A 25,659-nucleotide genomic window follows, 5' to 3' on the forward strand; every position below is an offset into this window, starting at 1 on the left:
TATGGCTTGGGTTTTTACTACTGAAATGAGAGATGGAACACCGGGGCGCAAGTTTGTGGCAACGCCAAGCCCGGTCGAAGTAGAGCCTGATCGGCCAGAGGGAATCCCTGTATCTTGGCTTTTTGTCCCTTACGAGGATAATGACGGCGACCCGTCTGGATGGATTGAGCCCTACGAAGACTATTTGGCGCGTCGTGTCGGGCGTTGTGGCGTCGTTTGTAGACCGGAGGGGATGTGAGTTCTAAAACCATATTCATAGCACAGTCCTCGGCGGGTAGGGGGGTTGCACCTCTCCGGCTTGTTGCGACAGAGCCGTTCCCTGAGATCGCGGTATCCGGAGAAGCTGGACTTGCTGCGGCCAGGGGACTTCATGCCGACCAAGGAAAAACCATTGTCGATGCGCTCTATGCGTCATTGCCGGGTGGAACACTCGACGCTGTGCTCTGTGAAATGCTCCAGCGTCGAGCATCGTTGTTGCGGGTGCCGTTTGAGGGGCGAGTGGAGCCAAAAGAGTGTGCCGTCCCGACGCCCCAAGAACCAACGTCATCAATATGCGCTCTATTTTCGGGGATGGACGGCGAGCTTTTTAAGCGTCAGCGTCTTTGTTTGGACAGGATCGCCGATGATGAATCGTACCGTCCGACAAAAGAGGACATGGAGCTTTTAGAAGGTCTTAGGAACTTCACTGATACAGTCGCCGACATCGCTCATGACGAGTTCCATAAGAAAACCATTTTTGAAGGATTTATCAATTACTACCGGTGCACCTGTGGCCATGAGTGGCAGGACGAATGGGATTGCCAGTGCGATGACCGGTGTCCAAAATGCAATACCTCTGTAAGTCCATGCAGAAGCGAGGATGCTTAGATGCTACCGACTGCTGAGGAAAGGGCCTTATGGCGTTTTGAATTTGAAGGACGCTCATTCACGTCAAGCATCGGAGAATGCTGCCCAAGTGAGTTCGGTAAGCTGCTGGACGCCGTCAACGAGCTCGAACAACAGAACAATGAACTGGCGCAAAAGATCGGGTTGCTTGAGGGAGATGCCTTTCGTGATGTTTCTGGTGGAGTCAGGGTGATGGGTGGTCAAAAAGAGCGGATAAGGGTGGCGGTTGAAACTGCTGTATCACGTCAGGACCACGACTCGGTACCCATAATTAAGACAGTGCAGGAGGAATATGAAGTTTTTATCCCGGATGCCTTCTGTTTCAGTGGGCTTGAGTACCGCGTTAGACTGGTTCAGGATAAGGTGCACGAATTAGAAAGGGAAATTCGCGACCGACAAGCACGCGTTCATAACTACGAAAAAGAAATTGAGCAGATAAAGGCTGATTGGGTGGCGCAAAGTGCATGATGGTTCGCTGATACAGCGCGACACGGTCGCCCAACTGGTTGGGAACTACATTGATGCCGTTAAGGACATTACGCGGGCGTACGATCTGCTGCATGCCGCCAAGAACCGTCTGAACACCTCGTATGGACTTGGCCAGCGGATCTATTCGTTTGATGTCTTGCCTCACGGATATGGAAGAGGGGAGTCGCTGCGTGATGACTCTTTGGCCACGGTGCTCAAACAGATCAAGCTCGACGCCTGGCGTGTGCTTGTCGAAAGACTTGAGCTGCGCAAGTTGTTGTCGATCGGACGCAGGAGCGAGCTGGACAAGCAGTTGGCGGATGGTAAAGACCTCCCAGAGATCACTATTGAGAACGTGTGGGGTCTGTTTGAATCGGCTGCTGCAAATATTGATACCTACATGGAGGAAGCTGTTGCCGAGGTATTTGAGATGCTGCGTCCGCATCGCTCAAAGCTGAAGACCAACACTGAGTTCGAGGTCGGCAAGCGAGTGGTTTTAGAACGTTATGTTGAGCCGACGTACAACAAAAAGGGGTTTCGGGTTAGGTATAGCTATGATGCTCAGCTGACCGCGCTGGATAATGTCTTTTTGCGGTTGGACGGTAAAGGGGTGATTAGCACCTATCATGGACCTTGCCGTGATGCTATCGAGTCCGCCGGTGCGGATGGCCGGTGCGAAACGGAATATTTCAGGCTGAAGTGCTGTCTCAACTCGAATCTTCACGTTGAATTCAAGCGACTCGATCTAGTCGAACAGTTGAACAGGATTGCCGGCGGTGCTCGGCTGAAGACGAAAGCATAGGAACCACATGCCGGATCTGAACCTCGAAAACGAGTTATACAACACTGGCTACCAGTTGGTGGCTGCGGCCGATGAGGTCGGCCGTGGGTGCCTTTTTGGTGAAGTCTGTGTTGCGGCAGTGATTATGCCACCTGGCCTGATCATCCCGGGTGTTGCCGATTCAAAGAAGCTTTCAGTAAAAAAGCGTGACCAACTGGCGGTCGAAATAATCGGGCAGGCGATGGGCATTGGTTATGGAATTGTGAGCGCGGGCGAAATAGACCGCACTGATATCCTGCGGGCAACATTCGAGGCATTCAGGCGCGCAATCGCAGCACTGGATCCTCAACCTGATTACGCTCTGATTGATGGTAATCAGAAGATCCCGAAGCTCATGATCCCCCAAATGACTGTTATTGGTGGCGACAACAGGAGCCATTCTATTGCTGCCGCCTCGATCCTGGCTAAGGTGAAACGGGACGCAATGATGGAAGAATACGAATGCACGTATCCTGGCTATGGGCTTGCGAGTAATAAGGGGTATGGCACCAGGGATCATCTTGAGGCGATCAGGCGTCTGGGCCCGACTCCAATTCATCGAATGACATTTACCGGGGTAAAAGAAATTGATGAATCAAAACAAGCCAGTTTTGAGTTTTAGGTGAGGTAGAGTATGGGACAGGCAAAGAAAAAGGCGGCGGCACGCCAGGAACAGTCCGAACTGATTAAGTCCTTTGACTTTAGTCGAGTGGCTACTGCTGTGCGGCGTTTGGCGACAGCCGCAAGCTCACACGTTGGCAGCGATTGTTTTATCCACGCCGATCTGGCTCGTGAAATACTGACAAGGCAGGGGATAAAAGCCGATCTTGTCGTCGGATTTGCAGCCTGGCGCTTAAGCGATGACGATGATTCGGTTGTAGTCCATGCACCCTTGTCTGGCATGAAGGAGCAGGATGGGGTGCCTTACCATGTTTGGCTTGAGGTCGGCGGGATGATTTTTGATGTAACCAGTTATCAGTTGAGACAAAAAGCAAGGGCTCTTGATGCACTTGACGGCGGGCATACGGAAGTAGACTGGTGTCCAGACTTTCTGTTGGAGAAGAAACAGGATTCAAAATCACTACGCGAGACGGCAAAAGGCCGGGTAGGGGATTTCTATTACGAACGAAATGTTGTGCTTGAAAAGAAGATAATGGAGACTTCGCAGGCGGCTGATCCGGGGGATATTGAAACAGTATTGCTTCTATTCAATAACCCTGGCGTGATTGTTTTCGGGCCAAATGACATGATTGATTGAATTTTAGCGGGCCGGTTGGCAGTTATAAACGGCTGACTGATGAATATTTGGGGAGACAGGAATGAAAGGAAAAACCTCTGTTCGGAATGATATTAAGGCCCTTGCGGAGGCGTGCCAGCGTTTCCAGGCAGGCGAAGACATTGTGCTTGTGGCATCAGCATTGGGCCTCAAGCCAAAGTCCCTTAGGGCTTATTGGTCTAAGGCGGGGATATCTTATGCTAAATCTATTCCCTGCGTTGATTGTTCCGCGGTGTTTGAGCGCATCAAGAAAGGTGAAGCAATCACAGGGGTGGCGCGAGATATCGGTGTTGATCCTGGCCGCTTAGTAAGGTCGCTCCGGAAAGAGGGTTTTTTTACGCGTTTACGGGGTGAGCAGGATTTGCTTAAAACCTTGCTCGATAGAATAGAAAATGGTGAAGCTGAGTCAGCGGTTGCCGGGGAATATGGGGTCAGTGCATCTACGTTACATAATTTTATGGTAGAGGTAGGACTCAAAAAAAGAAAGCTCTGGAGACCACCGAGTATAAGAAAAAAACCAGAGGGTAAAGAAACGCTTGGCTTTGACCCGGTTGTGATAGTGAAATCTTGGGGGCGTATTGCAAGAGGGGCGGCAGCCGAAGATGTCGCTGGAGACGCAGGGATGACAGTAGATACACTTCTTAGTTGTTTTAATCGTCTTGGCCTGCAAAGAGACAACTCTGATGCTGCCTGTAAAACCGCTTCTCCAAAAGTGAGGCCCGGGGCAAGGAACAGAAGGTGCCACCCCTTAAAATCGGTTGCTGTACAGGATTTGCTGTCCGGAATGACTGCGGGTGAGGTTTCGAGAAGGCACGGTGTCGCATACAGAACGGTTATTGACTGGGCACGGGAAAACGGGAAAAGACGTACCTATTCCTACGTTGATTTGAGTATGGTTTTGGCGCTCAAGGAACTCGGTTTTGGGCTTTTGGAAACAGCAGTAAACATCGGATGTGACATTACGGTGGTCAATCGTATTATGCGTAAAGCAGGGCTTGAGGATCAGCTCCAATCTTGGAGGAAGGCCAGGGTGCTACTGCATCCAGATGAAAGGATACGAAGAACCGAAGAAGCCAGGGGCTTGATAGAGCGTAAGGGTCTTACGGTGAAGGAAGCAGCTGAAGCAGTGGGGCTCAGTAGCCAGTTACTGTATCGCTATCTGCTCCATGGAGTAAAATATGACCCTAATAATTTTCAAGCGCCATCGGATCAAAGAAAGTTATTTGTGTGTGTAGGCAAAAGAGCCCGTAAAAAAGACAAACAGTGAACCATCCGAATTCATCGTTGTCCAACTTATCTTGTCTGTCATTCCACGATCCCTCGAATGCACATAATTCGGGGGATTTTTTGTGCCCAAAAAGATTCTTCGTGAGTGTCAACTACGATAAGGGAAATTTTTTTGTCTCTATCGTGCCTGTTACGCCATAAGTGGCTCATATGCAGTTGACGGTAAATATAAATACTGTTATATTAACAATATACGGCTTAGATGCGCCGGCCGCCTGCAGGGTAAAACCTATGGCAAAGCATCACAACTCTCCCCCATGTTTTCTGATTGGGTCGGGAGCCAACTGGTAACGCAGGCAACTAGACAAGGCAGCTCTCGATCGGATTGGAAAACACCTCGTTGGTAATCTCTACGCGCAGGTGTTTCTCTGTTACATGCTAGGCGTAATTGCGCCCGGAGGAATGCGTTATGGACAGCTTCAGAAAAGTTTTAGAGCGTTTTGTAAACAAAGACAAAAAAGATGAAGCCACCAGTGGCGCTGCGCTGCCACATGGGTTTTCTGCTGCCATCAACAGAAAGAAAAATGAGTATGCTGTAGCTCTACCTCAACTTGTGCCAGGGCTACCGGTTTTTTCTGACAAGCCTACATCAGAAGAAATTGCAATAGCTCGGGGTGTAATTGCTAAGGCTGTGGAGGATGGTGAGTTGACGCCAGAGGCCAGGAGGGCGTTAATCCAATTTTGCTTAATAGCCGGTTTAAACACTTATGAGTTACTACCAGTCAAAGAAATCAAAGGACAGCCCGCATGGGCACAGATTTTAAGCTTTGAAGACGCATTGTCGTGGCTTGATAATAATCAGACTGATGTCATCAAAGCGGTTCGTACGCATACAGAGCATATCAGGCTGTTTACTCTTAGTGATGCCGACATATTAAATGACGCTCGCATTGTGGCAGAAGATGCTTTTAAGCAATTCAAGGCTGACTGCAAAGAAACGGTGATGACCATTCCCCGCTTTGACTATCTCTTTTTAAAAATGTGGGCAGAGTATGTTTGGCACGTTTATTTGCAAAACTTTGAAAATTCATACAAAGGCGGTCAACTCAGGGTTGTAAGTGGGGGATTTATTGAACCTGGCATCAAGCTTTTTTGGGATACCTATGTCAGCAACAAGCCAGCATTGCGTGAATACAGGCAGTCTATTCGTCGTATTTTGAAAGAGTTAGATCTTCACACCTCTTGTTCTTCGGTCGCCCCCTTCACGGAGAAGAAGGCAGGTGTCTCCTCAGAAGTATATAGTGCGCTTGCTACAGTGCCCCTCTGGAAACACTCTCTTGGGGTGGCAGAAATGGCCATGCTGCATGCCAAGCAATTCAAAGTGGCGATGGGGGACGCGGTTGTCGCAGCATTGGCCCATGATATTGGAAAGCTCCCGTACAAAGATGATTTTTTGGAAGAGGGCGAGAATCCGCTTTCGATTGGCCATGCAAAAATGAGTGGTATAAGATTTGGCAAGATAGGCGTCTGGTTCAAGAGTTACAGAAAAGTATGGGAAGGGATTGATGAGCACCACAATGTTAATCCAGTTACGCCAATAGGTAAGTTGCTGGCTTTTTGTAATACCGCCGCCCGCCAAAACGAGTTGGCAGAAATCAACAGATCTTTTCTGGCAAACACCAACCCAAATATCAAGCTTCGTTGTGCCGAGATTAAAGCGGGGGGCACCTTTGAGCAATTCGCTAAATCTCTTTATTGTCCGATATCTACTGAGGACATCGAGCAGATCAAGCAAGCCGTAAAGGAATTCAGGGCGACCTGGCAACCTGATGGCAAAAAGCCCTCCCTCGCCCAGACCTACCAGATGGTGGCCAAGACACTTGGGTTCAAGACTTGGGAGGCTATGGTGGCGGTTGCAGGACGAAACGGGTCTGCTTAGCCAAATAGAAATGACCTTTTGACAACAGGAGCATGCCAATGTTATTTTTGCTAAAATTTTGTGCCATCCGGACCGGTCACGATCTTTTCTCTCGGTAAGTGTCGTGACGAGCCGAACAGGAAAGCCGTTCTGGTTGGGCAAAGAGAAGGAGGTCTTGGTTTGCTGAGGCCTCTTTTTGTTTCTGGCTACCAGAGCCAAACTTTTTGTTGACATAATCAAACAGATCATGTTACACATTGAAAAGTTGATTATAAAAGGACAAAAAATGCAACCAATTGAGCGCCACATAATTTCAGGATTCGCCAGCACGACATCACCAATGTCGTTGTGCGAGTGTGGCAATTGGGATGGCAAGCAGTATCCAATTAAAGGGCATAATCCGTGAGGTAGGTACCAAAAGCGTTTGACGCTTGTTAACCCGGCCCTCACATGAGCAGCCGGGTTTTTTGTTTTGCAGAAACTCAAACACGCAGGAGAAGAAATGCAACCGACGACCAGATCCATATTCCGCTTAAGCCCAAGCGCCACAGTGACATCATTGTGCCCAGTTGTATCATTGCGCTCGGAGTGCGGCACAGATAATGGCATGGGCAAGGGATGGAATATTCAGGAGCAGTATCCAGTCGGGAGACATAGCAGGTGAGGTAGTGTATCGAAAAGCGTTCAGTCGCTTACGACCCCGGCCCTCACATCGAGAAGCTGGGGTTTTTTGTTTTTGGTCTTTTTAAATCGAACAGTTTTCGGAGTGTAGCTCAGTCTGCGGAGAGCGCTTGGTTTGGGACCAAGAGGCCGGAGGTTCGATTCCTCTCACTCCGACCAACATAACGAAGGCATAACTCAGCCGGTAGAGTATCAGACTTTTAATCTGAGAGTCGGGAGTTCGATCCTCCCTGCCTTCACCAAAATGCAGCGGTGTAGCCGAGATGGCACAGGCAACTGGCTTTGACCCAGTTTACGGGAGTTCGAACCTCTCCACCGCCGCCAAAGAACAAGCAAGCGCCCGTGTACCGAAAGGCTAGGTACCGGTCTGCAAAACCGAGGATACCGGTTCGATTCCGGTCGGGCGCTCCAATGACAACTGAATATGCCGTTCGCAACTAAGGATCAGGGGTCTGATCGGCCGGCTGTAAACCGGTTCCTATATGGCAAGGCGTTCAACTCGACCCGGGCGGCACCAAATTCCACCCAACAGCCAATAACCACCAAGATGGGGCTGGGAAGCGTACGTGGTGCGCGTTCTATGGCAAAAGCCATACAGGTGAAAACTCCTCCGAAGTGTTGTTCTCCCGAGACTGCGGATACAAAAGGAGATCGGGGGCCGATCTGAGCTGCGGTCTGCAAAGACAGGGTGCAGCTGGGTGTTTTAAGCCCACCCTCTTAAATTGTGGAGAAGTACCCAAGCTGGTGAAGGGAGCCGGTTGCTAACCGGCCAGGTCACTGAAACGTGGCGCGGGAGTTCAAGTCTCTCCTTCTCCGCCAAAAAGAATTGTGAGGTAGCACTCAGGGCGAGCGCGTCCGACTGTTAATCGGAAATGAGGTGGGTTCGATCCCCACCCTCACAGCCAAATTCACGCCGAGCACGGACTTCCGACTCTCTTCCGTAGAGCGCATCGGACCCCAGGAGCCGAAACTGGGCGGCGTGGCAAAGCAAAATGCCCAGGTTGAGCGGAGTCTTAAAGGGGGCCCAGAGCATGCCCCGCCTGGACAGAGATGGTTCGAGGTCGCAGTTGATGACGCATCCTGCGCCTCGCCTCTCAACCAATTTGTGCGGAGTAACCCGGAGAGGTCCGGTATTGGGTTCATATCCCAATGACGCAAGGCGCGATACCTTGCCTCCGCTCCCAAACTGAAAACCGGTGTAAGTGGTTAAGTGCCACCCAGAAGCGGAAGCCCTCCGCAGGCGAAAGCCAACAATCTGCTGCCGGTTCGCCCTGAAGGTACATGGTCGCCCAGACCTGATCACGGAGGGGTTTACTGAACATACCGAGATAGCTCAGTTGGCAGAGCACCCGATCGATAATCGGGAGGTCGCAGGTTCGGGTCCTGCTCTCGGTACCATAGCTGAGTCGCCAAGTGGTCTAAGGCGCTGGTCTCATACGCCGGTATTCGCTGGTTCAAATCCAGCCTCAGCTACCAAACATCTTTTTGTCGCGGGATCTGGGCATCACTGTACAGGGGAACCGCAAGCCAGGCCAGGCTAACACGGAGTTCGAGCCTCCGACCGCGACACAAAAAAATTGAAGGAATGGTGCAGTGGTCCAGCATTTCGGTCTCCAAAACCGACGACCAAGGTTCGAATCCTTGTTCCTTCGCCAAACAAAAGTCCCGGATGAACATAACCGGGCCTGCCGGACGAATAGCTCGGCAAGAATTTAAGCAGTTGGCCGCGTGGTGGAATAGGTAGACACAAGGGACTTAAAATCCCTCGACCAAAAGATCGTGCGAGTTCGAGTCTCGCGGCGGCCACCAAAGTAAAGAATTGGCTCCATAGCTCAATCGGGAGAGCACCGGCCTGTCACGCCGGAGGTAGCGGGTTCGAAACCCGCTGGGGTCGCCAATTGATAAACAGCCGGAGCAGCGTCGAGCGATCGGCGCAAGGTTGGTGCGCACAACTGGGCATGGATTCGTCTAAAGGTCAGGACGATCCTCTGAGGAAAATGCGGGTTCGAGTCCCGTATCCATGCCGCCGGGTAACCGGTCTCCGGAGAATATTGGGCCTCTAGCTCAACAGGTAGAGCCGCCGGCTCATAACCGGCAGGTACGCAGTTCGAGACTGCGGTGGCCCACCAAAACATGTTCCCGTCGTCTAGCGGTCAAGGACAACGCCCTTTCAAGGCGCAGGTCGCCGGTTCAAATCTGGTCGGGAACACCAAAAACTCTGCGGGTATCGTCCAGTGGTTAGGGCCTCAGCCTTCCAAGCTGATGACATCGGTTCGAGTCCGATTACCCGCTCCAAATCAGCGTCTGCATGCGACGGTATGCATGGCGCAACACCGTGTAGTTCAGCAGGCAGAATAGCCCCGTGCCCGGTTCGATTCCGGCTTGGCGACAACAGCAGCAGCGGTGACGGCCGCCGCAGCATGCACCTTGTATGGTGATGGTTCCATAGGGGAAGACGGACGGTTCGAGACCGCCCCGGTGATTTTGAATGAGGGATGTGTAAACCGGAAATAGATGCCAGTGTAGCTCAGTTTGGTAGAGCGCCTGCCTTGTAAGCAGGATGTCGCGGGTTCGATGCCTGTCGCTGGCTCCAATTTTTAAGGTGAATAACATGAGGAAGCACGTTGTTTTATACGAAGATCCTTCGGTGAAGTCTACGGCTTCTCTGGTTCTCTTGAATCGTCTACTCAGAAGGCAGGAACTGCAGGATTACCTGGATTTTCGGGCAGAGGTTCTGTGCGAGGCACGCGCACTGGAGGGGGATCTCGTTTGCTTCTACTGTGGCACGCCTGGCCTTAAGGAAGACGTTGGCGAGTTTCCCACAAAGGCCCAGCTCAGGGAATTGGCTACGATAGACCATGTCTATCCTGTGTCGAAGGGTGGAGGGAAATTCGACAAGGGCAATGTAGTTGTGGCTTGCTATTCCTGCAATCAGGAAAAAGCCGACAAGGTTTGATCGCAGCAGTATACCGCCATGCTGGAATTGGCAGACAGGCCGGTCTCAAACACCGGTGCTGAAAGGCGTCCCGGTTCGACGCCGGGTGGCGGTACCAAGAATATAAATGCCCGCGTAGCCGAATTGGCATAGGCGTCTGACTTAGGATCAGAATTTTGGGGGTTCGACTCCCTCCGTGGGTACCAATAATTATGGGCCTGTAGCTCAGCTGGGAGAGCATCTGCCTTGCACGCAGAATGTCGTCCGTTCGATCCGGATCTGGTCCACCAAAATAAGGAAGCGCTGACCCCATTGGTGCGGGGCCCTGTCTTGAAAACAGCGGGTCCGGCGAGAGCCGGACTGGGGGTTCGAATCCGCCCGCTTCCTCCATATTGTCCCTTTAGCTCAGCTGGATCAGAGCATTTGGCTACGAACCAGAAGGTCGGGAGTTCGAATCTCTCAGGGGACGCCATGCAATGCGCTTGTCGCCTAACGGATATGGCACCGGACTTCTAATCCGGATCAGTGCAGGTTCGAATCCCGCCAGGCGCGCCAAAAATTGCCGCTATAGCTCAGATGGAGAGCGCTGCCCTGAAGAGGCAGAGGTCGGGGGCTCAAGATCCTCTGGCGGCACCAGATATTTCAGAAAGGAAGTGCGAGTATGTGCAGTTGCAGCACCTGGAGCTATATCGATTCTAGCGACGGCTCCACAAAACAATGCCAAGCCTGCGGGCGGCAATTTTAACAAAGCGTATAGTTTTGCGCTTAAGCCAGATAAATATTTACAAAGCGCATATAATTGCGCTATAGTCAGCTTGCTTAAACACGCCTAGTCGGTGAGGATGCTATGTCTATACTAGATAAACTATATACCCTGATTCCGGTGGAACAGATCGAACAGTCCGCTCAGCAGCAGATCTATGACGTGCTACGTCTGGATTGTCTGAAGAAGCTGGCCATTATGCCGGACGTCCACGCAGGTTATGACCTTTGCATTGGTGGAGTAGCCTTGCTTGACGGCATGATTTCCCCGTCTTTCGTGGGCTATGATATTGGTTGCGGCATCTGCTATGTCGATACAGGGGTGACTGCTGCTGAGTTGTTCCCGCGTGGGCGGAAGGACATGGAGCTGGTCCAGCGCAAAATCATGGAACGTATTCCGACTGGGTTTTCTTCGCTTTCGTCGCCAGTTGACGGGATGGTGTATGACGCTACTCACTTACCTAAAGATGTCTCCAGTCGAGCAAAGGAAAAGTCTCGGCAGCAGATGGGGACGCTTGGGGGCGGTAACCATTTTATAGAGATCGGTGAGAACCGGGCCGGAAACATTGTGGTAACCATTCATTCCGGTAGCCGGAATGTTGGGCATACCCTCGGCGGTTATTACATGAAGCAGGGGCGGATGTTTCCGCTAGATTCGGAGCTTGGCCAGATGTATCAACAGGACCTCCAATTCTCGCTTGATTGGGCGCTGGAAAACCGCCGCCAAATGATTCTGGAAATATTGGATTGTCTCGTTCTTGGCTATCAGTCCAAAAAGATTCTGGCAACGATGGTTAACGAGAATCATAACCATGCTGTGGTGACAGGGGAGGGCGTGCTGCATCGCAAGGGCGCCACACCGGCAGAGGCTGGCCAACTTGGAATCATTCCCGCCAATATGAGGGACGGAGTTTATATCACAGAAGGATTGGGTAACGATACTTACTTGTCGTCAGCTTCCCATGGTTGCGGCAGAAAGATGGGCAGAAACCAAGCAAAAAAAACGTTGGATTTGGAACAATTTCAGGGCCAGATGAAGGACGTAGTATCAATTGCAGACAAAACTACGCTGGATGAAGCTCCAGGCGCTTACAAGGACATTAAGGGCGTTCTGGCCCTGCAAGAGGGTGTTGTGGTCACTGTTGTGGACTTCGCTCGGCCTTTAATCAACATTAAGGCTCAAGGTGACTGAGTAAAAGAAGGAAATTTTCTCTCTGTATTTCCCGTGGGGGATGGCTTGTTTGGCCATCCCTTTTCTTTTAAGTTTCGGCAAGGCGCAGCACCATGCGCCTAAAACAATTAACTGCTTGCAAAGCGCACATAATTGCGCTATAACAAAAATATGAAAATCACATCTAATCTAACTGACCAAACCGTCCTGCACGAACTGGGTGAACGACTAGCCAGACGCAGAATAGAGCTCGCAAAAACCCAGATGCAGTTGGCTGAGGAGAGCGGGCTTGCCAGGCGCACAATTCAATATGCTGAAGCTGGTAGATCTATCCAGAGCGAGAGTCTGGTGAGACTATTCCGTGCGCTGGGTTTGTTCGAAACGCTGGATGCCTTGTTGCCTGAACAGCAGGTGAGTCCTATGGATTTGTTGAAGCTTAAGAAAAAAGCGCGGAAGCGGGTAAGGGCCGCGCAGGTGGCCCAAGAAGCTGAAGATTGGCAGTGGGGGGATGAATCTTGAGTACGGTTGCCGAAGTTAAGCTCTGGGGGAAGACCATCGGGGCGGTGGTTTTAGAAGACGGGAGAGATGTCGCTCTGTTCGAGTACGATCCAGCTTTTGTTCGTAGCGGGATTGAGGTATCCCCTCTGGAGATGCCTCTGTCTGGTGGTGTGTACTCGTTTCCGGCGTTGTCCCGTGATAGTTTTCACGGCCTCCCGGGCCTGCTCGCTGATTCACTCCCTGACAAGTATGGCAATGCGCTGATTGATGAATGGCTCGCTTTGCAGGGACGCTTGCCTGGTTCCATGAATGCGGTGGAGCGTTTGTGCTATACGGGTAGCCGTGGCATGGGTGCTTTGGAGTATCTGCCGGCAACTGGTCCTAACCGATCAAAATCAGCAACACCAGTCGATATTGATCGCCTAGTCCAACTTGCCTCAGAAGTGCTTAACAGGCGAGGAGAATTGCAGGCATCATTTTGCAATGATGATCTAACAGAATCGGCTTTGCTTGATATTTTGCGGGTCGGAACCTCAGCAGGGGGCGCTCGCGCGAAGGCGATTATTGCGTTTAACCCAGAAACAAAAGAGGTCCGTTCTGGACAGGTTAAAGCACCGATTGGATTCGAATACTGGCTTATCAAGTTCGACGGGGTATCGGGCAACAAGGACAAGGAAAAGGTCAGCGACCCCCAAGGATTTGGCAAGATAGAGTATGCCTACTACCTGATGGCAAAAGACTGCCATATTGATATGTCTGAGTGTGAGTTGCTGCACGAAAATGGCCGCAGCCACTTTATGACAAAACGCTTTGATCGGTTGCCAAATGGAAGCAAGCTTCACATGCAGTCCCTGGCAGCCCTTGCCCATTATGATTTCAATGTGGCTGGAGTGAACAGCTACGAGCAGGCGATGATGGTGTGCCGGCGAATCGGGGCGCCTGTCGGCTCGATCGAACAGATGTTCCGGCGGATGGCGTTCAATATTGTGGCTCGCAACCAGGATGATCATGTCAAAAACATAGCCTTCCTTATGGACAAGAAGGGCAGCTGGGCGCTGTCTCCTGCCTTCGATATGGCCTACAGCTATAATCCTACCGGCGATTGGACTGATAAGCACCAGATGTCAATGAACGGTAAGCGCGATGGATTCGCACCTGACGATTTCAAGGAGTGCTCAAGGGTGGCAGGCCTCAAGCAAGGGCAGGGCTTGTCTATACTCCGGGAGGTCCAGTCTGTAGTTCTGAATTGGCCGGATTATGCTGGCAGAGCAGGTATTGACGAAAAGACTGCCGAGAGTATCGCTGCTGCGCATCGCCTGAGCCTCTGAAAGAAAGGACAGAAATGTCAGACTATTACAACGACTATATAGCAGGCGTTAAAGACAGACTAATCCAGCTAGGAGACATTAAAATCTCCGACCTTCGGCTAACCGTACGCACTTTGAACTGCCTCAAAAACATGGACATCATCATGCTGAGCCAGCTCACCCAGAGAACTGAAAGTGAACTGCTGGCCGGACGACATCTGGGAAGAAAAAGCCTCTTTGAAATAAAGGATCTTTTGCGGGATATTGGCCTCACATTGGCCAGTGCATCCATCCGGGAGGGGAGTCAAGGCCAGCCGGTCATGTCGCCTTTTGAAATTAACGTGAGAATACAGTACCTGTTGCAAGAAAAGGCGAGGATAGATTCCGAAATAGCACGACTGCAGGAGTTGGCCAAAGTGCCAACACATATCCATGTCCAGACGGCTGAAGAAGAGGCAGAGCAGGAGCAGAAGGATGCTCGTGAGAGAGAACGTCTGTCAGGTGGCAACCCGCATTTGGCAAAGATCATCCAGCTCGCAGGCCTCACCGAGAGAGAAGCGATTGTGTTGCGCGAACGGGCAACCAAGACCACATTCAAGGCCATAGGAGAGATGCTTGGGCTTTCTCTCCACCGGGCCAGAGATATCGAGGGCCAGGCACTCCGGAAGTTACGGCACCCGACACGGAGGATGAGACTCCAGGATGAGATTCATGCGGTGGGGCTTTGTGGCAAAGTTGGTGGCTTGGACTGCTGTCCGCAGGGGAAAACGTCTGGCCCCTACGCATAGGGGTGAAAAGGTGGCAATCCACATTGCGTGGAGATCTATGCTCGACTAATCCCTGCACACAGGGAGCAAAACAAAAAAGGCGACACCTCCGAAGAGGGTCGCCTTATTTCTTCCGCATTGCGCGGGATAATTTGATGCAAGTGGGAACAGCTGGGTGTGCTATTGATGGCGGGTCCTCTTCTTGGCTATGTGGTCGACGATCAGTATTCCGATCACTACGACAGCCAAAATGCCGGCCAATAAATTGATAGCGTCCATGCGTTCCTCCTTTCTATGTGATTATCTTTGATAATGAGAATGCCTGTCAAGGCTAATCGTCATCATCCTCAGGCTGTTTGTTTCCTCCAGTCGGTTCAGTGATTTTACCACTTACATACATACCGAGCAGAAAGAATACAGCAGCAAGGCCCCCACTGGTGGTCAGCGTTGAAAGCTGGGTGGTGGGGACGAAGATCTGGTTAAGGACTGAGCCAGCCAGGATCAATTCAGATACCTTATAAAGGAATTTAGAGAGATCCTTGTACTGCTGTTGGCTGAGTCCGGGGACGGGTTTGAGTCGTGACCGTTTCATGGTCTTATTCCTCCGATAGGCTCCCCTGCATGGGAGCTTGTTTGAACGACTCCCGATTGCAGCGGGTCCACCCATGACCGGGTGATTGGAGGGGATAGGTGAATACGGGATGCAGCTCTCCTGACTGAGTGCATCAGCTTGTTCCCGGTATTAAATTGTCAGGGGGTGTTTGTGTGCAGGGCTACCGGTGCTCGTTATGGGCCTTGATGGCTTCACGGAGCTGGGCGGCAGCTGGGGGGTTATGGTAGTTGCAGGAGTAGGAGGGCTTGCGCTTCAACTCGCCGGTTTCCCAGGGAGTCAAACGATCTGGAAATACCAGCAGGCCTTCCTCGTTGCGGATGCGTCGATCAGGAAGTGACATCTGACACCTCCTTGATTCGCCAGATCGGCGGTTTGACATATCCGTTTTGAATCCTGCGCCCGGTGTCCTCAAAGAGGCCGGATTGCAATGCCGCTACAGCCAGTTCTTCGTTTTCGCACCAGTCTTTTGCGACGAACTCGCCTTTGGCGAGCTGAGCACCTGGTTCGTTTACGGAGAGACAGCCGGCAGGGGACAAGTATCCTTCTTCCTCTTTAACCCAAAGCTGAACTTTGAGTTGGCCACTGGAGAATGTCTTCAGCTCAATGTTGAGTGTTTCTCCGTCAGGGCCTTTGAATGTGTTGTTTTTCAGGTTCATATAGAACCTCCTTGTGTTGTAGTCATCCGGGGAGTGTTACCTCCCCGGGATAGTGTTGTCAGTTGGTAAACAACGCCCAGTCTTGTGACGTGTAAGCTTCTTGGCTCAGGCAGGGCAATAACGGGTGTGGCCCGTCTACCATGTCTTTGAAAAGAACCAGTTTGCCTCCCATCCATTTCCAGCGAGGTCCGTTACTCATGGACGGCTGGCGCTGGATGAACGCTTTACCTTCTGGGTGGTCGTAAGCAAGCGCTTCTACGGCCTGCTGCCATGTCAGTCCGGTTTGCTTTGCCATGGGTTATCCTTTCTGGCCGCAGTGCGGGCAGGTTGAGCCCAGGTGATGATAGTGCCGCTGGCAACAAATGTGCGAGATTTTCAGATAAACAATACCTCTGCCGCATTTGCAGGTTTCGCCAGCATCGGCTTTGGTCTGACGCTTGGTGGATGCACCGCATGCGGGGCAGCACAAGTAAGCCAGACGGCAGGCCGGGCAATCATCGATCGGATAACCGGTTTTTGGGGTGAAATAGCGCTGAGGTTTTGCAACTGCACATTTGCCGGCATCGTAATAGATGCAGCCGGCGGCGTTGTCGCTGGGCACAGCGCAAGGGTCAGTGATGTTTGATGCAGGGCAGTTCATTTTTGCCTCCGTGTAGTTGGTTAAAGCCGGGTGTAAAGACCGGTGTGCTCAGTAAAGACCCTTTCGAGGTCGTCAAAGTACACTTGGTTGGACGTATGGACGGTCTCAAACGTGTATTTTTTGAAGTTCACACGCATAAACTCTACGGAGTAGAGGTCTATAGCAAGATCAAGCGTTACCCTGACCTTGTTGATGCCGTCCTTCGCCCGGGGGATCCGGAACATCAGCGATGTCTCGTCCCCAATGAAGTCTTTGGCACCGGTCATGATTTTGAACCGGTTGCCACCGAGCTGTTGGAGTATTGTGTTGGCAACCGTGAGGACGCTGCGGGCGTCTCGGTCGGACAGGCTGTCGTAGCCAGCAGCTTGCGCTGAACTTAGGTTACCCATGGGGCACCTCCAAGGTGTCAAGGTTAAGAAATGGAACATCTTGGTATTTGCACCCCGTATAAGGATGGTCCTTGTATCCAGGGCCAACAAGCTTCGTTGACTCCGGATCAAAAAGAACCGTGCAAATACTGCCATTACGGCACACGATGGTGCCAATGGCCCCCTTTGCCACCTTGGTTTCGCCATCACATCTAAAAACGTCTTTGTTTGTGATGACGCGATCAGCGGGCAGGACAGGGTAAGGAACGCCCGGGATGGACAAAAAGTTACTTTTGTTCACGGGGAACCTCCTCGCCAGCCTGTTCAAGAAGCTTCTTTGCTTGAGACTGCAAAGCAAAGATGTCTGTATTGAACCGGCTTTGCCCGACAAGCGGGCTTGTCTGTACCAGTTCTTTGAGAAGATTTTTCATCTCTGGAACGAGTACGCACGATTTGGCGTTGGCCATGACCTGTTCGGCTGTGCTGGTGGTGGTCTCCGGGAAGGTGCAGATCAGTTCTCCATCCAATGCTTCTTTGAAGGAGCTCCCAGCCCTGATGGTGTAATCAGGGGTTGATGCGACACCAGCAAACATCAGTTGCCATGTTTTGTTGATTTGTTCGGGCTGGTTCATGGTTTATGCCTCCACGATCTGCAGGCCTTTGTAGGCTGACAGGGCGGTGGCGAATTCCATGGCCAGTTCCTTGGTGTTGAAGTCGGCGATTTGGATTGCTCCTTCACCAGGCACATGCCCGGAAACAAAGAAGTAGTCAGCATCACCTTCCAGGGTGTGGCCATCCTCGTTGGCGCCAGAGACTTCGATTGCATCGGCGAAGCCTATCTCGTCAAGAGTGTCGTCGAACAGGGACTCAAGCTGATGCTCGACCCATTCCTGGTATCCCAAGATGGTGTCCTTGTTCTGGACTTCATATGACCAGTCATTGAGAGGAAAGTTTTTGTGCTCGCCGTGCTCATGGTACTGCCAGGAGGAAGTGTACTCGGGAGGAGTGCAACTTTCTCTGCCTTCTATGCAGTTGACACGTGCTGTATCACTGTGAGGGCAGTCCGGGCATCCGGTGAGCAGGAGATTTGCTTCGTGGAGAGGGATTGATTTGCCATCTACTTCAGCCATTGCTTCATAGTAGATACTGAACGACTTGCCATGGCCAATCAGCAGTCCGCCACGCTCCCCGTCTTCACCGTCCCAGTCTATCTGACAGGATGTGCCAGGCAGGATGTTAGCAGCGATGATGGGAACGAGGGCTGCTTCCTCATTACACCACTTCTGATATGGTTCGCATGGATCAAAAACTATCGATCCATCAATTATTTCCATCTCTTCAGCGATGTCAGAGGCAGCTTCTTGGATCTTGGCCAGTACAGCGGCGTTGTCGTTAGTGGCAAAAGATTCAATCGAGAGTGTGTAGTTGTATCCCATGGTGATGCTCCTTTTCTTGTGAGTTTAAAGAGAAAAGGGCAGACCTCCCCGTACGGGGCTTGATTTGGTCTGCCCCGTGGGTTTGGGTTGATTGTTTTAATGGGCGGTATTATGACTTTTGCCCCAACAGCAAAGGCAATTACCGCATTTGCACAATAGTGCGTCGCGGAGAGCTTGTTCGCGTTGGGCTGTTGTCATAATGTCCCAGGTGTGCTGATGAATAGGGTCCATTACTATTCCCTTTCATCAATCGCGTCGAAACTATCCAGTTCAGCCAGCGGAACCGATGATGTCTCGCAGAGGTCGCTCATATCCCCATGTTTCGGGTAGAATGACCACATAAAGTCATCATCAGACACACTGATCGAGCAACAGTCAATGCGCCCGTACTCTGGTTCAACCAGAGGCTGTTTTCCATCTTCATCAGGTTCCGCGTCATAATCCATTTTCATAGTCGTCACCGAGTGATCAAACATCTTGATCCGGTAGACGGCTGAATCGATGGACTGCTTAGCGGTCTTGACGACTTCCGACAGTTTACGGATCTTGTCGATATCCGCTTGCGTCAACTCGGCTACAATGTAGTCAAAGTCGAGAAAGTCGTTTGAAGTGTTGATTGAAAGGATCAGCTTCTTTGTCGGGTTGTTAGTGGTTTGGCTCATAATTGAGCTCCTTTCGTCAGTGAATGCGTTTGATAGTGCCCGTTTTGTCGGTGTACCACCCGGATGGGACCTTGAACCCGTCACTGATTACAAAAAGGTGCTCAGGGTTGTGATTGTTCCGAACGAGGGAGTAACAGCGCCCTCTGGCGTCAGTTGCGTTGTAGGCAACCATGCCATCAGGATCATGGGCTGGTGTCCAATTAAGGGTTGAAAGGTCTTTACCTCTCATGCCACACCTCCTGCCAGTTTCAGAGCTTCGAGGTTGGTTTTGAGGATTTCGTGGGGGCGTGCAACAGCCATTAGTCCTTTGTGCGGATAGAAGTAATCCTTTTCACTGGAATCAGTCTTTTCTACAAAAGCAAAAACGTCAAAATCGATTCCCCGAGAGAAAAGATTGCAAACTACCGAGCTCACAATGGTGACCTTGCTCCCGTCCTTTCTGCTGAAAGTTTTTTGGTGTCTCATCTCTGTTCCTTTCGAGTTGGTGGAGACAGAGCAACCCCGCCAGGGAGTTGATGTCTCCCCGGTAAGGGTTGAATTTAGTGGTGGGTAGTAACGCTGGCGTTAGTTCGCGTAAAACTGCCAGGCTAGGCACTTATCCTGGTTTACGCACTTCTCGCCATCCAGGTTGACATCCGGACAGTCTTCACAGGGGTTATCACCGCAGGCGGCAAACCGCTGCTGGGTGGCACCGTAAGCCTCTTCAGTAATGAAGGAATGAGCCTTCTCGAGGTTTATGCCACTGGCCTCTACAGCATCACCGCGCATGTAGGCAATCGCGATGGTTCCATCGTCTTGCTCGACCAGGCCGAGTGTTTCATTGTCTGGATCGAGGCTGTCAGTGTCGTAGTCGATGACCATTGTCTTGACGCCGGCGAAATACTCCGGGTTGTCAGAGATGATGGATTGGACCAGACCGCCGTCAATGACGACTGCCAGGTAGGGTGGCTGAGCTGACTTCTGTTTCTTGGACTCAAGATAGACTGCAAGCAGTTTCTCTTTATCGCAGACCGTCAGAGGATGTTCACACCCGCAGTCGTCGGCGGAGTTGTAAAGATCCAGAATCAGCTCATGGAGTGTAGTTTGACTCCCCTGATCTGGCATAATGGTGTCCAGTGCTTTCTGAACATCAGGTGTGTCCGGGCTCATGTCGCCTGTTCCTGTTTCGGCTTCATGTATCCGTTGCTCCAGCCATGAGCTGGTGCCGTGATACTGAATGTCATCAGCAGTGATGAAAACTGCTGACCCGCCGAACTCCCCAGACCTCATTTTGTCACAAGTGTAAGCCTGTTCGTGCGAAACCCAGGTCAACTTCCCTTCGCTGTTGCGAATGATGTCCTGGATTGCGGCGTACAGATCTTCGTCTGTGACTTCTTTCTCTGTTCCGTCTTCATTTTCGATGTCGCCTGAGGTGCAGTAGTTCTCGTTAAAGAGGTACACCATGTCGCTATCATCGTTAAAAGGCTGAATGGTAAGTCCAACAGCATCAGCCAGTTTTTTGAAGTCGTCAGTGATGAGGTTAGCGGGAATATATGGGGCGAATGTTCCGGAAGCGTAGTTGTTAGCCATGGTAGGCTCCTTTCATAGTTAGAAAGGGGCAGACCTCCCCTTGTCGGGGTGAGTTTTGATCTGCCCCGGCAGGGTTGGCGTAAATATCTTGTTAGGTTAGATTGTGTTGTTTGAGAGCCTGCGCTTTAGCAGGTCAAGTACGGTTTCTATTCTTTCAGCATGGCTTGACGGCAGGATGGTCGTGTTGGAAAACGTTGCTCCAATGTGACGGAACATGTTCACCTCCAAGGCCCTCTTTGCCGGATCTGCGTACTGATCAGGTCGAAAACCGTCTTGTTCTGCCTCGACGTTGAATGGCACGGTCAAAAAGACGTGGTCAACGACGTGAAGAGAGGAATGCAGCATGGCGAAGATACCGTTAATCTTGGCTGCGTCACTGTACCCGGTTCCTCCAAGCAGCATGGTGTAGACGGCAACATCAAAGCCGGTACGATCTGCTACATAGAGAGTTTTGGGGTTCGTTTTAGCGACCAAGGCATCTGCCTGGAAGGCTTCAGCCAACGCCATCTGGTAAACCAGGGGATCGTCAGCCAGGAGATCAGTTAGCGACTCGTAAGAGTGGCTGAACTGCTCTTCGAAGATTTCCCGTGCACGCTCTTTCTGGAAGACAACCTCACGGTTGTGCTCTTCGGCAAGTTCAGTGATGGGTTTGCGAAGGTCGCTCAACAGGGTGGATTTTCCTGTGGACGACGCTCCTGATAGGGCGATGACGCTCATGCTTGACCTCCTTCGGTTTGGAAAAAGATGATTTCGTTCGTCGGGCCCCAAGCACTGAGCCTGTAGGTGTAAAAACACTTACAGTGGACGCTCTGGTTCCAGAGGTAGATGAACTCCAATACTTTTTTGTCGAAGTAGGAGCATTTGAGCATCGCCGCGAGCTTCACGATGTTGAAGGTTTGTGATGAGAAAGGGATGATATCAAACATCTCAACACCCCCTTTGTTCGCAGCAAGCCTGATACTCTTCTTCTTCCATTGAGTACCAATCTAGCCAGCCTTCAGCCGCTTCCGCACCTTGAATAAACGCATCGCGTTCTTTATCGGTGTTGAATTCATAGCAGTCCGGATCGTTTTCAAGCACAGTCCAGTCCGGCTTGTCTTCGTACTGCATGTTTGCTGCTGCGCCAGCATCATCGCTCCCCCAAACTGCGTAGACCCGGAATTTCTCCTGGGACACAGAAAGGGCTCCCTCTTCGTTGATAGAGCAAGTGCTGGTAAAAGCGGCGCTATACAGCTCGGCGAGCTTTTCTTTGCTGCAGTTTTCTATCAGTTTGTGGAGTTGGTCGGCTGCTGCTGTAGTGGTGAGTGTCGTGTTTGTCATGTCGTCCTCCTTGGACGCAATAGAAAGGGCGACCAATTTGGCCGCCCTTTCTGTTTTGTTGTTATGTGGTGGAGTGAGTCAGCAGGCGCTGAACCCGCAGCTGTGGCAGACGGCGCATCCGCTTGCATGTTCCAAAGCGCTTCCGCACTCTGGGCAGGCTCCTTGATGGCCGGACTGCTTTTTGCTGTGGAAATCTTCATCACCGGTGAGCTCTTCCATGTGAGCGGAAATGGCCTTGGTCACGGCATCAGCACAGGAGGAGATCTTGTTCTCGCCAAAGCCGGCAGGGCAGTGGCAGGAGATTCCGGAAAGCTGCTTGATGACCTGCTTGGCACCAACGCCGGAGCGCCAGGCCAAAGAGACCATGCGACCGAGTGCTTCTGCTTGAGAAGCAGCGCAGCCGCCAGCTTTGCCCATGGTGGTGAAGAGTTCAAACAGACCTGTCTGATCTTCGTTGATGGTTATGTAAAGAGGCCCACATCCGGTTTTCATCTCGTAGGTTGCACCTTTGAGTTTGTTTGGACGTTCACGCTTGGTGGGCTCTTGCTGTGAGGTTTGAACCGGTGCGTCTACAGGTGTCTCTTTTGCGGTGGTGGCCGCAGTGGAGAGGACCTGTTCGTCACGGGATCCATCTCGGTAGATGGTGATGCCCTTGCACTTCAGCTGGTAGGCCAGTTTGAATGCTTTTTCGACTTCCTCGCGAGTGGCTTCCTTCGGGAAGTTAACGGTCTTGGAGACCGCGTTGTCGGTGTGCTTTTGAAAAGCTGCTTGCACACGAACATGCCATTCGGGGGAGATGTCATGGGCGGTTCTGAATGCCCTTTTTACATCTTCGGGGACTTCGTCGCAGTGAGCGACTGATCCGCCATCTGCTGAGATTTTCTTCAGGAGTTCTTCACTCCAGAAGCCACGTTCTTTTGCAATCTTTTCGAAGAGCGGGTTGGTCTCGAACATGATGGTGTCGGCCTGGTTGCGAATGAAGCTGACCGCAAACAGGGGTTCGACGCCTGATGATGCGCCGGCAATTATAGAGATCGTGCCGGTAGGGGCGATGGTGGTAACCGTGGCGTTGCGCTGCGCCCGCTTGCCGTCGTAGATGCTCCCCTTGTGATTAGGGAAGTTACCACGTTCAGCTATGACTGAAAGCCACTCTGAAGCGTCATGAGCGACATTGTTGATGTAGCCCATGATTTTCTCTGCCAGCTCAACACCTTTGTCTGAGTCGTAGGCGATTCCCATTTGGGCCAGCATATCGGCAAATCCCATGACACCCAGACCGACCTTGCGGTTGGCTTTGGTCATGGCATCGATCTCGGGGATCGGATAACGGTTGGCGTCAATGATGTTGTCCAGGAAGTGAATGGACTCAAGGACGACTACCGTGAGCAGATCCCAATCGATATCGCCGTTTTTGACCATGAGGGCCAAGTTGACGGAGCCGAGATTACAGGACTCAAAAGGGAGCAACCACTGTTCACCACATGGATTGGTCGTCTCATACTCACCAATATGCGGAGTGGGGTTGTGGTGGTTGGCTTCGTCAATAAAGAGAATGCCGGGTTCGCCGGATTCCCATGCGTAATCGACGATTTCATTCCATACTGCGCGGGCATCAAGCATGCCTACTATCTTGCCGGTGTGCGGCTCGACGAGGGGATATTCACTACCGGAGTCTACAGCCTTCATGAATGCCTCGGTCACAGCGACTGAGACGTTGAAGTTAGTAAGCTTGGTGCGGTCCTTCTTGTAACGAATGAAAGACAAAATATCCGGATGGTCGCAACGCAGGGCGCCCATGTTGGCACCGCGGCGTGCGCCACCTTGCTTGATGCTTTCAGTTGCGGCGTTGAAGGTATCCATGAAAATCATCGGGCCAGATGATTCACCTGATGTGGATTTAACCTTGGCGCCGGCCTGACGCAGACGGGAGAATGAGAAGCCGGTTCCGCCACCGGTTTGATGAATGATGGCGGTTTGCTTGACTGCTTCAAAGATGCCAGGGATTGAATCTTCCACAGGCAGCACGAAGCAGGCAGACAGTTGGCCAAGAGGCCGGCCGGCGTTCATCAGGGTGGGGGAGTTGGGCATAAACAGACCTGTGTTCATCAGGTTGAAAAATACCTCTTCCATCTTTTTACGATAGTTGGCGTCTTTTTCTACTGATGCGACAGCTTTGGCCACCCGTTTACACATACCGGTAAAACCCTTGTCCTCGCCACGGAAGTAGCGTTTTTCAAGGATGGTAGTGGCGTTAGCGGAAGGCTGCATGGAGAGTTGTTTAGAAATAGAAATATGTTTAGACATGATGTTTTCTCCTTAAGATAAAAAGGAGACATGTCGGCCCCTCTTTGGGGGCTCGCTTGGACATGTCCCCCAATTTGGGTGAAATGGATTTAGTCCCTGCACATATATATGTCCAAGGGGTGCGGCATTAAGCCGCTGCTGGTTTGTCAATTACCAGGGTGACGGTGTTCACAGCGGTTCCTGATGACTTGAAGCTGCCATCGGGGTTGGCTGTGATCTCGCCTTCAAACTGATCGACAAATTCGCGAAACTCTGTCGCGCGCTTGTCTTGTCTGAAGTTCACGCTGGATGACATGATGGCGACCAGACGGCCACCAGGTTTGAGGAAGTTCCAGGCATGCAGGACATGCTTGATGTCTGCCTGTTTTTCAAAAGGGGGGTTCATGACCACCCGATCGAACGCCTCATACCCGATGCCCAAGTCAAGAAAATCTCCTTGTACGACTTGGTAGCCTTTGTCTTTCAGTAGGGCGACGTTTTTCTCCTGCAGTTCGCAGCAGAAGATCTGGTCGCTTTTTTCTTTGATTATGTCTGCCAGACCGGCATCGCCGGCTGACGGTTCGAGTATTCTCATCCCGGGACGAATATTGGCTTTGTCCACTACATCCATTGCCAGTGGCTTCGGAGTAGGGAAGAAACCAAATTTCTCCGGTTTGGTTGTCCGTCCGGTGACAATGATGTTGTCGATGAGTTCGGACGGGTCTTCCTCGAATACGTGACCGCCGGCCTTTCTGTTCCACTTACCACCAAGGTCTTTCAAGAGTGCATCGATCTTGGTGTAAAGCTTGCGGTCAAGTTGGCAGGGGAGTTTCAGCAGGTTGCCGTCGATAAGACATTGGCTAAGGACGGCCAGCATCTCGTTAGGCACCTGTTGTTGTTCGGGTGCATCCTCTGGCTTTATAGCAGGTACAGTTTCTGTCTTGATTAAAGCCAGCCAACGACTTCCCAGAATCTGATCATATTCAGCAGTGAGCAGGGCTGTTCCGTCGTCATAAAGGATGATTTTGAAGTGGATGCCACAGCTGTACATCATTTCGTGGGCTATCCACTCAACCAGGCTTTTGTTTGGGGTTGCGTAGAAGGAGCTCGGGCGAGGGCCTTCGTAGCCTTGAATATAACTGACCCAGCAGAAGGTGCTGATGTCAGGGTGGCCACTGGGCTTGACAAGCTTTTTATCAAAGCCGGATCCGTCAAAGAGCTGGTCGAAGCTGACTACGTCCGGAAAGTGAATCTTTTTGTCTCCGAACCTTTGACGCTTGGCGATCATTTCTTGACGGTACTGCTCGAACTCGGGGGTAGTGGTGGCTGTTTTCTTTGTCATGGTGTTTTTCTCCTTGAGAGGTAGGGTAGGGAGGAGACACACCAATGCCCCGAGG

General features: G+C 51.5%; 29 protein-coding genes and 22 tRNA genes. 34 read left to right on the forward strand and 17 right to left on the reverse strand.

Going from position 1 to position 25,659, the window contains the following annotated elements:
• Positions 1 to 234 precede the first annotated feature (234 nt).
• The 34 genes from FY034_RS17820 (at position 235) to FY034_RS17985 (ending at position 14,736) form a co-directional block, all read left to right on the forward strand.
• Positions 235 to 867 (forward strand): hypothetical protein, encoded by a 633-nt coding sequence (locus FY034_RS17820; RefSeq protein WP_265555679.1) that lies wholly within the window; start codon positions 235 to 237, stop codon positions 865 to 867.
• Positions 868 to 1,353: a hypothetical protein gene (locus FY034_RS17825; protein ID WP_265555680.1), complete on the forward strand. Its 486-nt coding sequence runs from the start codon at positions 868 to 870 to the stop codon at positions 1,351 to 1,353.
• On the forward strand, positions 1,346 to 2,155 hold the full coding sequence (locus FY034_RS17830; RefSeq protein ID WP_265555681.1) for a DUF4942 domain-containing protein: 810 nt from the start codon (positions 1,346 to 1,348) through the stop codon (positions 2,153 to 2,155). Before FY034_RS17825 ends, FY034_RS17830 begins: the two co-directional genes overlap by 8 nt.
• Positions 2,156 to 2,162: 7 nt before the next feature.
• Positions 2,163 to 2,795: a ribonuclease HII gene (locus tag FY034_RS17835; protein ID WP_265555682.1), complete on the forward strand. Its 633-nt coding sequence runs from the start codon at positions 2,163 to 2,165 to the stop codon at positions 2,793 to 2,795.
• Between the two features lie 12 nt (positions 2,796 to 2,807).
• On the forward strand, positions 2,808 to 3,431 hold the full coding sequence (locus FY034_RS17840; RefSeq protein ID WP_265555683.1) for a lasso peptide biosynthesis protein: 624 nt from the start codon (positions 2,808 to 2,810) through the stop codon (positions 3,429 to 3,431).
• 61 nt (positions 3,432 to 3,492) lie between these two features.
• On the forward strand, positions 3,493 to 4,716 hold the full coding sequence (locus FY034_RS17845; RefSeq protein WP_265555684.1) for a hypothetical protein: 1,224 nt from the start codon (positions 3,493 to 3,495) through the stop codon (positions 4,714 to 4,716).
• A 429-nt stretch (positions 4,717 to 5,145) separates the two neighbouring features.
• Complete coding sequence (locus FY034_RS17850) at positions 5,146 to 6,615, forward strand: HD domain-containing protein (protein WP_265555685.1); 1,470 nt, start codon at positions 5,146 to 5,148, stop codon at positions 6,613 to 6,615.
• 741 nt (positions 6,616 to 7,356) lie between these two features.
• Positions 7,357 to 7,434, forward strand: a tRNA-Pro gene (locus FY034_RS17855).
• A 7-nt stretch (positions 7,435 to 7,441) separates the two neighbouring features.
• A tRNA-Lys gene (locus FY034_RS17860) sits at positions 7,442 to 7,517 on the forward strand.
• Positions 7,518 to 7,611: 94 nt separating this feature from the next.
• Positions 7,612 to 7,686: transfer RNA gene (locus FY034_RS17865), tRNA-Cys, on the forward strand.
• A gap of 315 nt (positions 7,687 to 8,001) precedes the next feature.
• Positions 8,002 to 8,094, forward strand: a tRNA-Ser gene (locus FY034_RS17870).
• 8 nt (positions 8,095 to 8,102) lie between these two features.
• A tRNA-Asn gene (locus FY034_RS17875) sits at positions 8,103 to 8,180 on the forward strand.
• Between the two features lie 417 nt (positions 8,181 to 8,597).
• Positions 8,598 to 8,673 (forward strand) — tRNA-Ile (locus FY034_RS17880).
• A 1-nt stretch (position 8,674) separates the two neighbouring features.
• Positions 8,675 to 8,751: transfer RNA gene (locus FY034_RS17885), tRNA-Met, on the forward strand.
• 103 nt (positions 8,752 to 8,854) lie between these two features.
• Positions 8,855 to 8,930: transfer RNA gene (locus FY034_RS17890), tRNA-Trp, on the forward strand.
• Positions 8,931 to 8,997: 67 nt separating this feature from the next.
• Positions 8,998 to 9,084, forward strand: a tRNA-Leu gene (locus tag FY034_RS17895).
• Positions 9,085 to 9,096: 12 nt separating this feature from the next.
• Positions 9,097 to 9,172, forward strand: a tRNA-Asp gene (locus FY034_RS17900).
• A gap of 59 nt (positions 9,173 to 9,231) precedes the next feature.
• A tRNA-Gln gene (locus FY034_RS17905) sits at positions 9,232 to 9,300 on the forward strand.
• A 28-nt stretch (positions 9,301 to 9,328) separates the two neighbouring features.
• Positions 9,329 to 9,404, forward strand: a tRNA-Ile gene (locus FY034_RS17910).
• Positions 9,405 to 9,410: 6 nt separating this feature from the next.
• A tRNA-Glu gene (locus tag FY034_RS17915) sits at positions 9,411 to 9,487 on the forward strand.
• Between the two features lie 8 nt (positions 9,488 to 9,495).
• A tRNA-Gly gene (locus FY034_RS17920) sits at positions 9,496 to 9,570 on the forward strand.
• Positions 9,571 to 9,791: 221 nt separating this feature from the next.
• Positions 9,792 to 9,868, forward strand: a tRNA-Thr gene (locus FY034_RS17925).
• An 18-nt stretch (positions 9,869 to 9,886) separates the two neighbouring features.
• The gene (locus FY034_RS17930; protein ID WP_265555686.1) at positions 9,887 to 10,231 is read left to right on the forward strand and encodes an HNH endonuclease; all 345 of its coding nucleotides are present in this window, start codon (positions 9,887 to 9,889) and stop codon (positions 10,229 to 10,231) included.
• 12 nt (positions 10,232 to 10,243) lie between these two features.
• Positions 10,244 to 10,328: transfer RNA gene (locus tag FY034_RS17935), tRNA-Leu, on the forward strand.
• Positions 10,329 to 10,339: 11 nt separating this feature from the next.
• Positions 10,340 to 10,416, forward strand: a tRNA-Leu gene (locus FY034_RS17940).
• Positions 10,417 to 10,424: 8 nt separating this feature from the next.
• A tRNA-Ala gene (locus FY034_RS17945) sits at positions 10,425 to 10,500 on the forward strand.
• 6 nt (positions 10,501 to 10,506) lie between these two features.
• Positions 10,507 to 10,600: transfer RNA gene (locus FY034_RS17950), tRNA-Ser, on the forward strand.
• Between the two features lie 4 nt (positions 10,601 to 10,604).
• Positions 10,605 to 10,682: transfer RNA gene (locus FY034_RS17955), tRNA-Arg, on the forward strand.
• Between the two features lie 6 nt (positions 10,683 to 10,688).
• Positions 10,689 to 10,765: transfer RNA gene (locus FY034_RS17960), tRNA-Arg, on the forward strand.
• A 6-nt stretch (positions 10,766 to 10,771) separates the two neighbouring features.
• A tRNA-Phe gene (locus FY034_RS17965) sits at positions 10,772 to 10,846 on the forward strand.
• A 211-nt stretch (positions 10,847 to 11,057) separates the two neighbouring features.
• Entirely contained in the window at positions 11,058 to 12,164 is a 1,107-nt protein-coding gene (locus FY034_RS17970; RefSeq protein WP_265555687.1) for an RtcB family protein, read from the forward strand.
• A 132-nt stretch (positions 12,165 to 12,296) separates the two neighbouring features.
• On the forward strand, positions 12,297 to 12,662 hold the full coding sequence (locus tag FY034_RS17975) for a helix-turn-helix domain-containing protein (RefSeq protein ID WP_265555688.1): 366 nt from the start codon (positions 12,297 to 12,299) through the stop codon (positions 12,660 to 12,662).
• A complete protein-coding gene (locus tag FY034_RS17980; protein WP_265555689.1) occupies positions 12,659 to 13,969 on the forward strand; it encodes a type II toxin-antitoxin system HipA family toxin in 1,311 nt (436 codons plus the stop codon). Before FY034_RS17975 ends, FY034_RS17980 begins: the two co-directional genes overlap by 4 nt.
• A gap of 14 nt (positions 13,970 to 13,983) precedes the next feature.
• On the forward strand, positions 13,984 to 14,736 hold the full coding sequence (locus FY034_RS17985; RefSeq protein ID WP_265555690.1) for a DNA-directed RNA polymerase subunit alpha C-terminal domain-containing protein: 753 nt from the start codon (positions 13,984 to 13,986) through the stop codon (positions 14,734 to 14,736).
• Positions 14,737 to 15,046: 310 nt separating this feature from the next.
• On the opposite strand, the gene FY034_RS17990 is transcribed toward FY034_RS17985, so the two are convergent.
• The 17 genes from FY034_RS17990 to FY034_RS18070 all read right to left on the reverse strand — a co-directional run bounded on the left by FY034_RS17990 (position 15,047) and on the right by FY034_RS18070 (position 25,604).
• Positions 15,047 to 15,307: a hypothetical protein gene (locus tag FY034_RS17990; protein ID WP_265555691.1), complete on the reverse strand. Its 261-nt coding sequence runs from the start codon at positions 15,305 to 15,307 to the stop codon at positions 15,047 to 15,049.
• A 181-nt stretch (positions 15,308 to 15,488) separates the two neighbouring features.
• Entirely contained in the window at positions 15,489 to 15,668 is a 180-nt protein-coding gene (locus tag FY034_RS17995; protein WP_265555692.1) for a hypothetical protein, read from the reverse strand.
• Positions 15,655 to 15,984, reverse strand: coding sequence for a hypothetical protein (locus FY034_RS18000; protein ID WP_265555693.1), 330 nt, complete (start codon positions 15,982 to 15,984; stop codon positions 15,655 to 15,657). The genes FY034_RS17995 and FY034_RS18000 overlap by 14 nt, the downstream gene beginning before the upstream one ends.
• Before the next feature lie 58 nt (positions 15,985 to 16,042).
• Positions 16,043 to 16,279, reverse strand: coding sequence for a hypothetical protein (locus tag FY034_RS18005; RefSeq protein WP_265555695.1), 237 nt, complete (start codon positions 16,277 to 16,279; stop codon positions 16,043 to 16,045).
• Positions 16,280 to 16,282: 3 nt separating this feature from the next.
• Positions 16,283 to 16,624 carry a hypothetical protein gene (locus FY034_RS18010; RefSeq protein WP_265555696.1) on the reverse strand — a complete coding sequence of 114 codons (342 nt, stop codon included), beginning with the start codon at positions 16,622 to 16,624 and terminating at the stop codon, positions 16,283 to 16,285.
• 20 nt (positions 16,625 to 16,644) lie between these two features.
• A complete protein-coding gene (locus tag FY034_RS18015; protein WP_265555697.1) occupies positions 16,645 to 17,013 on the reverse strand; it encodes a hypothetical protein in 369 nt (122 codons plus the stop codon).
• Positions 17,006 to 17,293 (reverse strand): hypothetical protein, encoded by a 288-nt coding sequence (locus FY034_RS18020; RefSeq protein ID WP_265555699.1) that lies wholly within the window; start codon positions 17,291 to 17,293, stop codon positions 17,006 to 17,008. The genes FY034_RS18015 and FY034_RS18020 overlap by 8 nt, the downstream gene beginning before the upstream one ends.
• Positions 17,280 to 17,624: a hypothetical protein gene (locus FY034_RS18025; RefSeq protein ID WP_265555701.1), complete on the reverse strand. Its 345-nt coding sequence runs from the start codon at positions 17,622 to 17,624 to the stop codon at positions 17,280 to 17,282. Before FY034_RS18025 ends, FY034_RS18020 begins: the two co-directional genes overlap by 14 nt.
• 3 nt (positions 17,625 to 17,627) lie before the next feature.
• On the reverse strand, positions 17,628 to 18,428 hold the full coding sequence (locus tag FY034_RS18030) for a hypothetical protein (protein WP_265555703.1): 801 nt from the start codon (positions 18,426 to 18,428) through the stop codon (positions 17,628 to 17,630).
• A 233-nt stretch (positions 18,429 to 18,661) separates the two neighbouring features.
• The gene (locus FY034_RS18035) at positions 18,662 to 19,090 is read right to left on the reverse strand and encodes a hypothetical protein (protein WP_265555704.1); all 429 of its coding nucleotides are present in this window, start codon (positions 19,088 to 19,090) and stop codon (positions 18,662 to 18,664) included.
• Positions 19,091 to 19,315: 225 nt separating this feature from the next.
• Entirely contained in the window at positions 19,316 to 19,555 is a 240-nt protein-coding gene (locus FY034_RS18040; RefSeq protein WP_265555705.1) for a hypothetical protein, read from the reverse strand.
• A gap of 99 nt (positions 19,556 to 19,654) precedes the next feature.
• Positions 19,655 to 20,659 carry a hypothetical protein gene (locus FY034_RS18045; RefSeq protein ID WP_265555706.1) on the reverse strand — a complete coding sequence of 335 codons (1,005 nt, stop codon included), beginning with the start codon at positions 20,657 to 20,659 and terminating at the stop codon, positions 19,655 to 19,657.
• Positions 20,660 to 20,755: 96 nt separating this feature from the next.
• Entirely contained in the window at positions 20,756 to 21,376 is a 621-nt protein-coding gene (locus FY034_RS18050; protein WP_265555707.1) for an ATP-binding protein, read from the reverse strand.
• Positions 21,373 to 21,585, reverse strand: coding sequence for a hypothetical protein (locus FY034_RS18055; RefSeq protein WP_265555709.1), 213 nt, complete (start codon positions 21,583 to 21,585; stop codon positions 21,373 to 21,375). The genes FY034_RS18050 and FY034_RS18055 overlap by 4 nt, the downstream gene beginning before the upstream one ends.
• Position 21,586: 1 nt before the next feature.
• Positions 21,587 to 21,979: a hypothetical protein gene (locus FY034_RS18060; RefSeq protein WP_265555711.1), complete on the reverse strand. Its 393-nt coding sequence runs from the start codon at positions 21,977 to 21,979 to the stop codon at positions 21,587 to 21,589.
• A gap of 78 nt (positions 21,980 to 22,057) precedes the next feature.
• Positions 22,058 to 24,283, reverse strand: a complete 2,226-nt coding sequence (locus FY034_RS18065) for a vitamin B12-dependent ribonucleotide reductase (RefSeq protein ID WP_265555713.1) — start codon at positions 24,281 to 24,283, stop codon at positions 22,058 to 22,060.
• 127 nt (positions 24,284 to 24,410) lie between these two features.
• Positions 24,411 to 25,604: a methyltransferase domain-containing protein gene (locus FY034_RS18070; protein WP_265555715.1), complete on the reverse strand. Its 1,194-nt coding sequence runs from the start codon at positions 25,602 to 25,604 to the stop codon at positions 24,411 to 24,413.
• Positions 25,605 to 25,659 lie beyond the last annotated feature (55 nt).

The organism is Trichlorobacter lovleyi (assembly GCF_015239775.1).
In the GTDB taxonomy this organism is placed as follows: Bacteria; Desulfobacterota; Desulfuromonadia; order Geobacterales; family Pseudopelobacteraceae; genus Trichlorobacter; species Trichlorobacter lovleyi_B.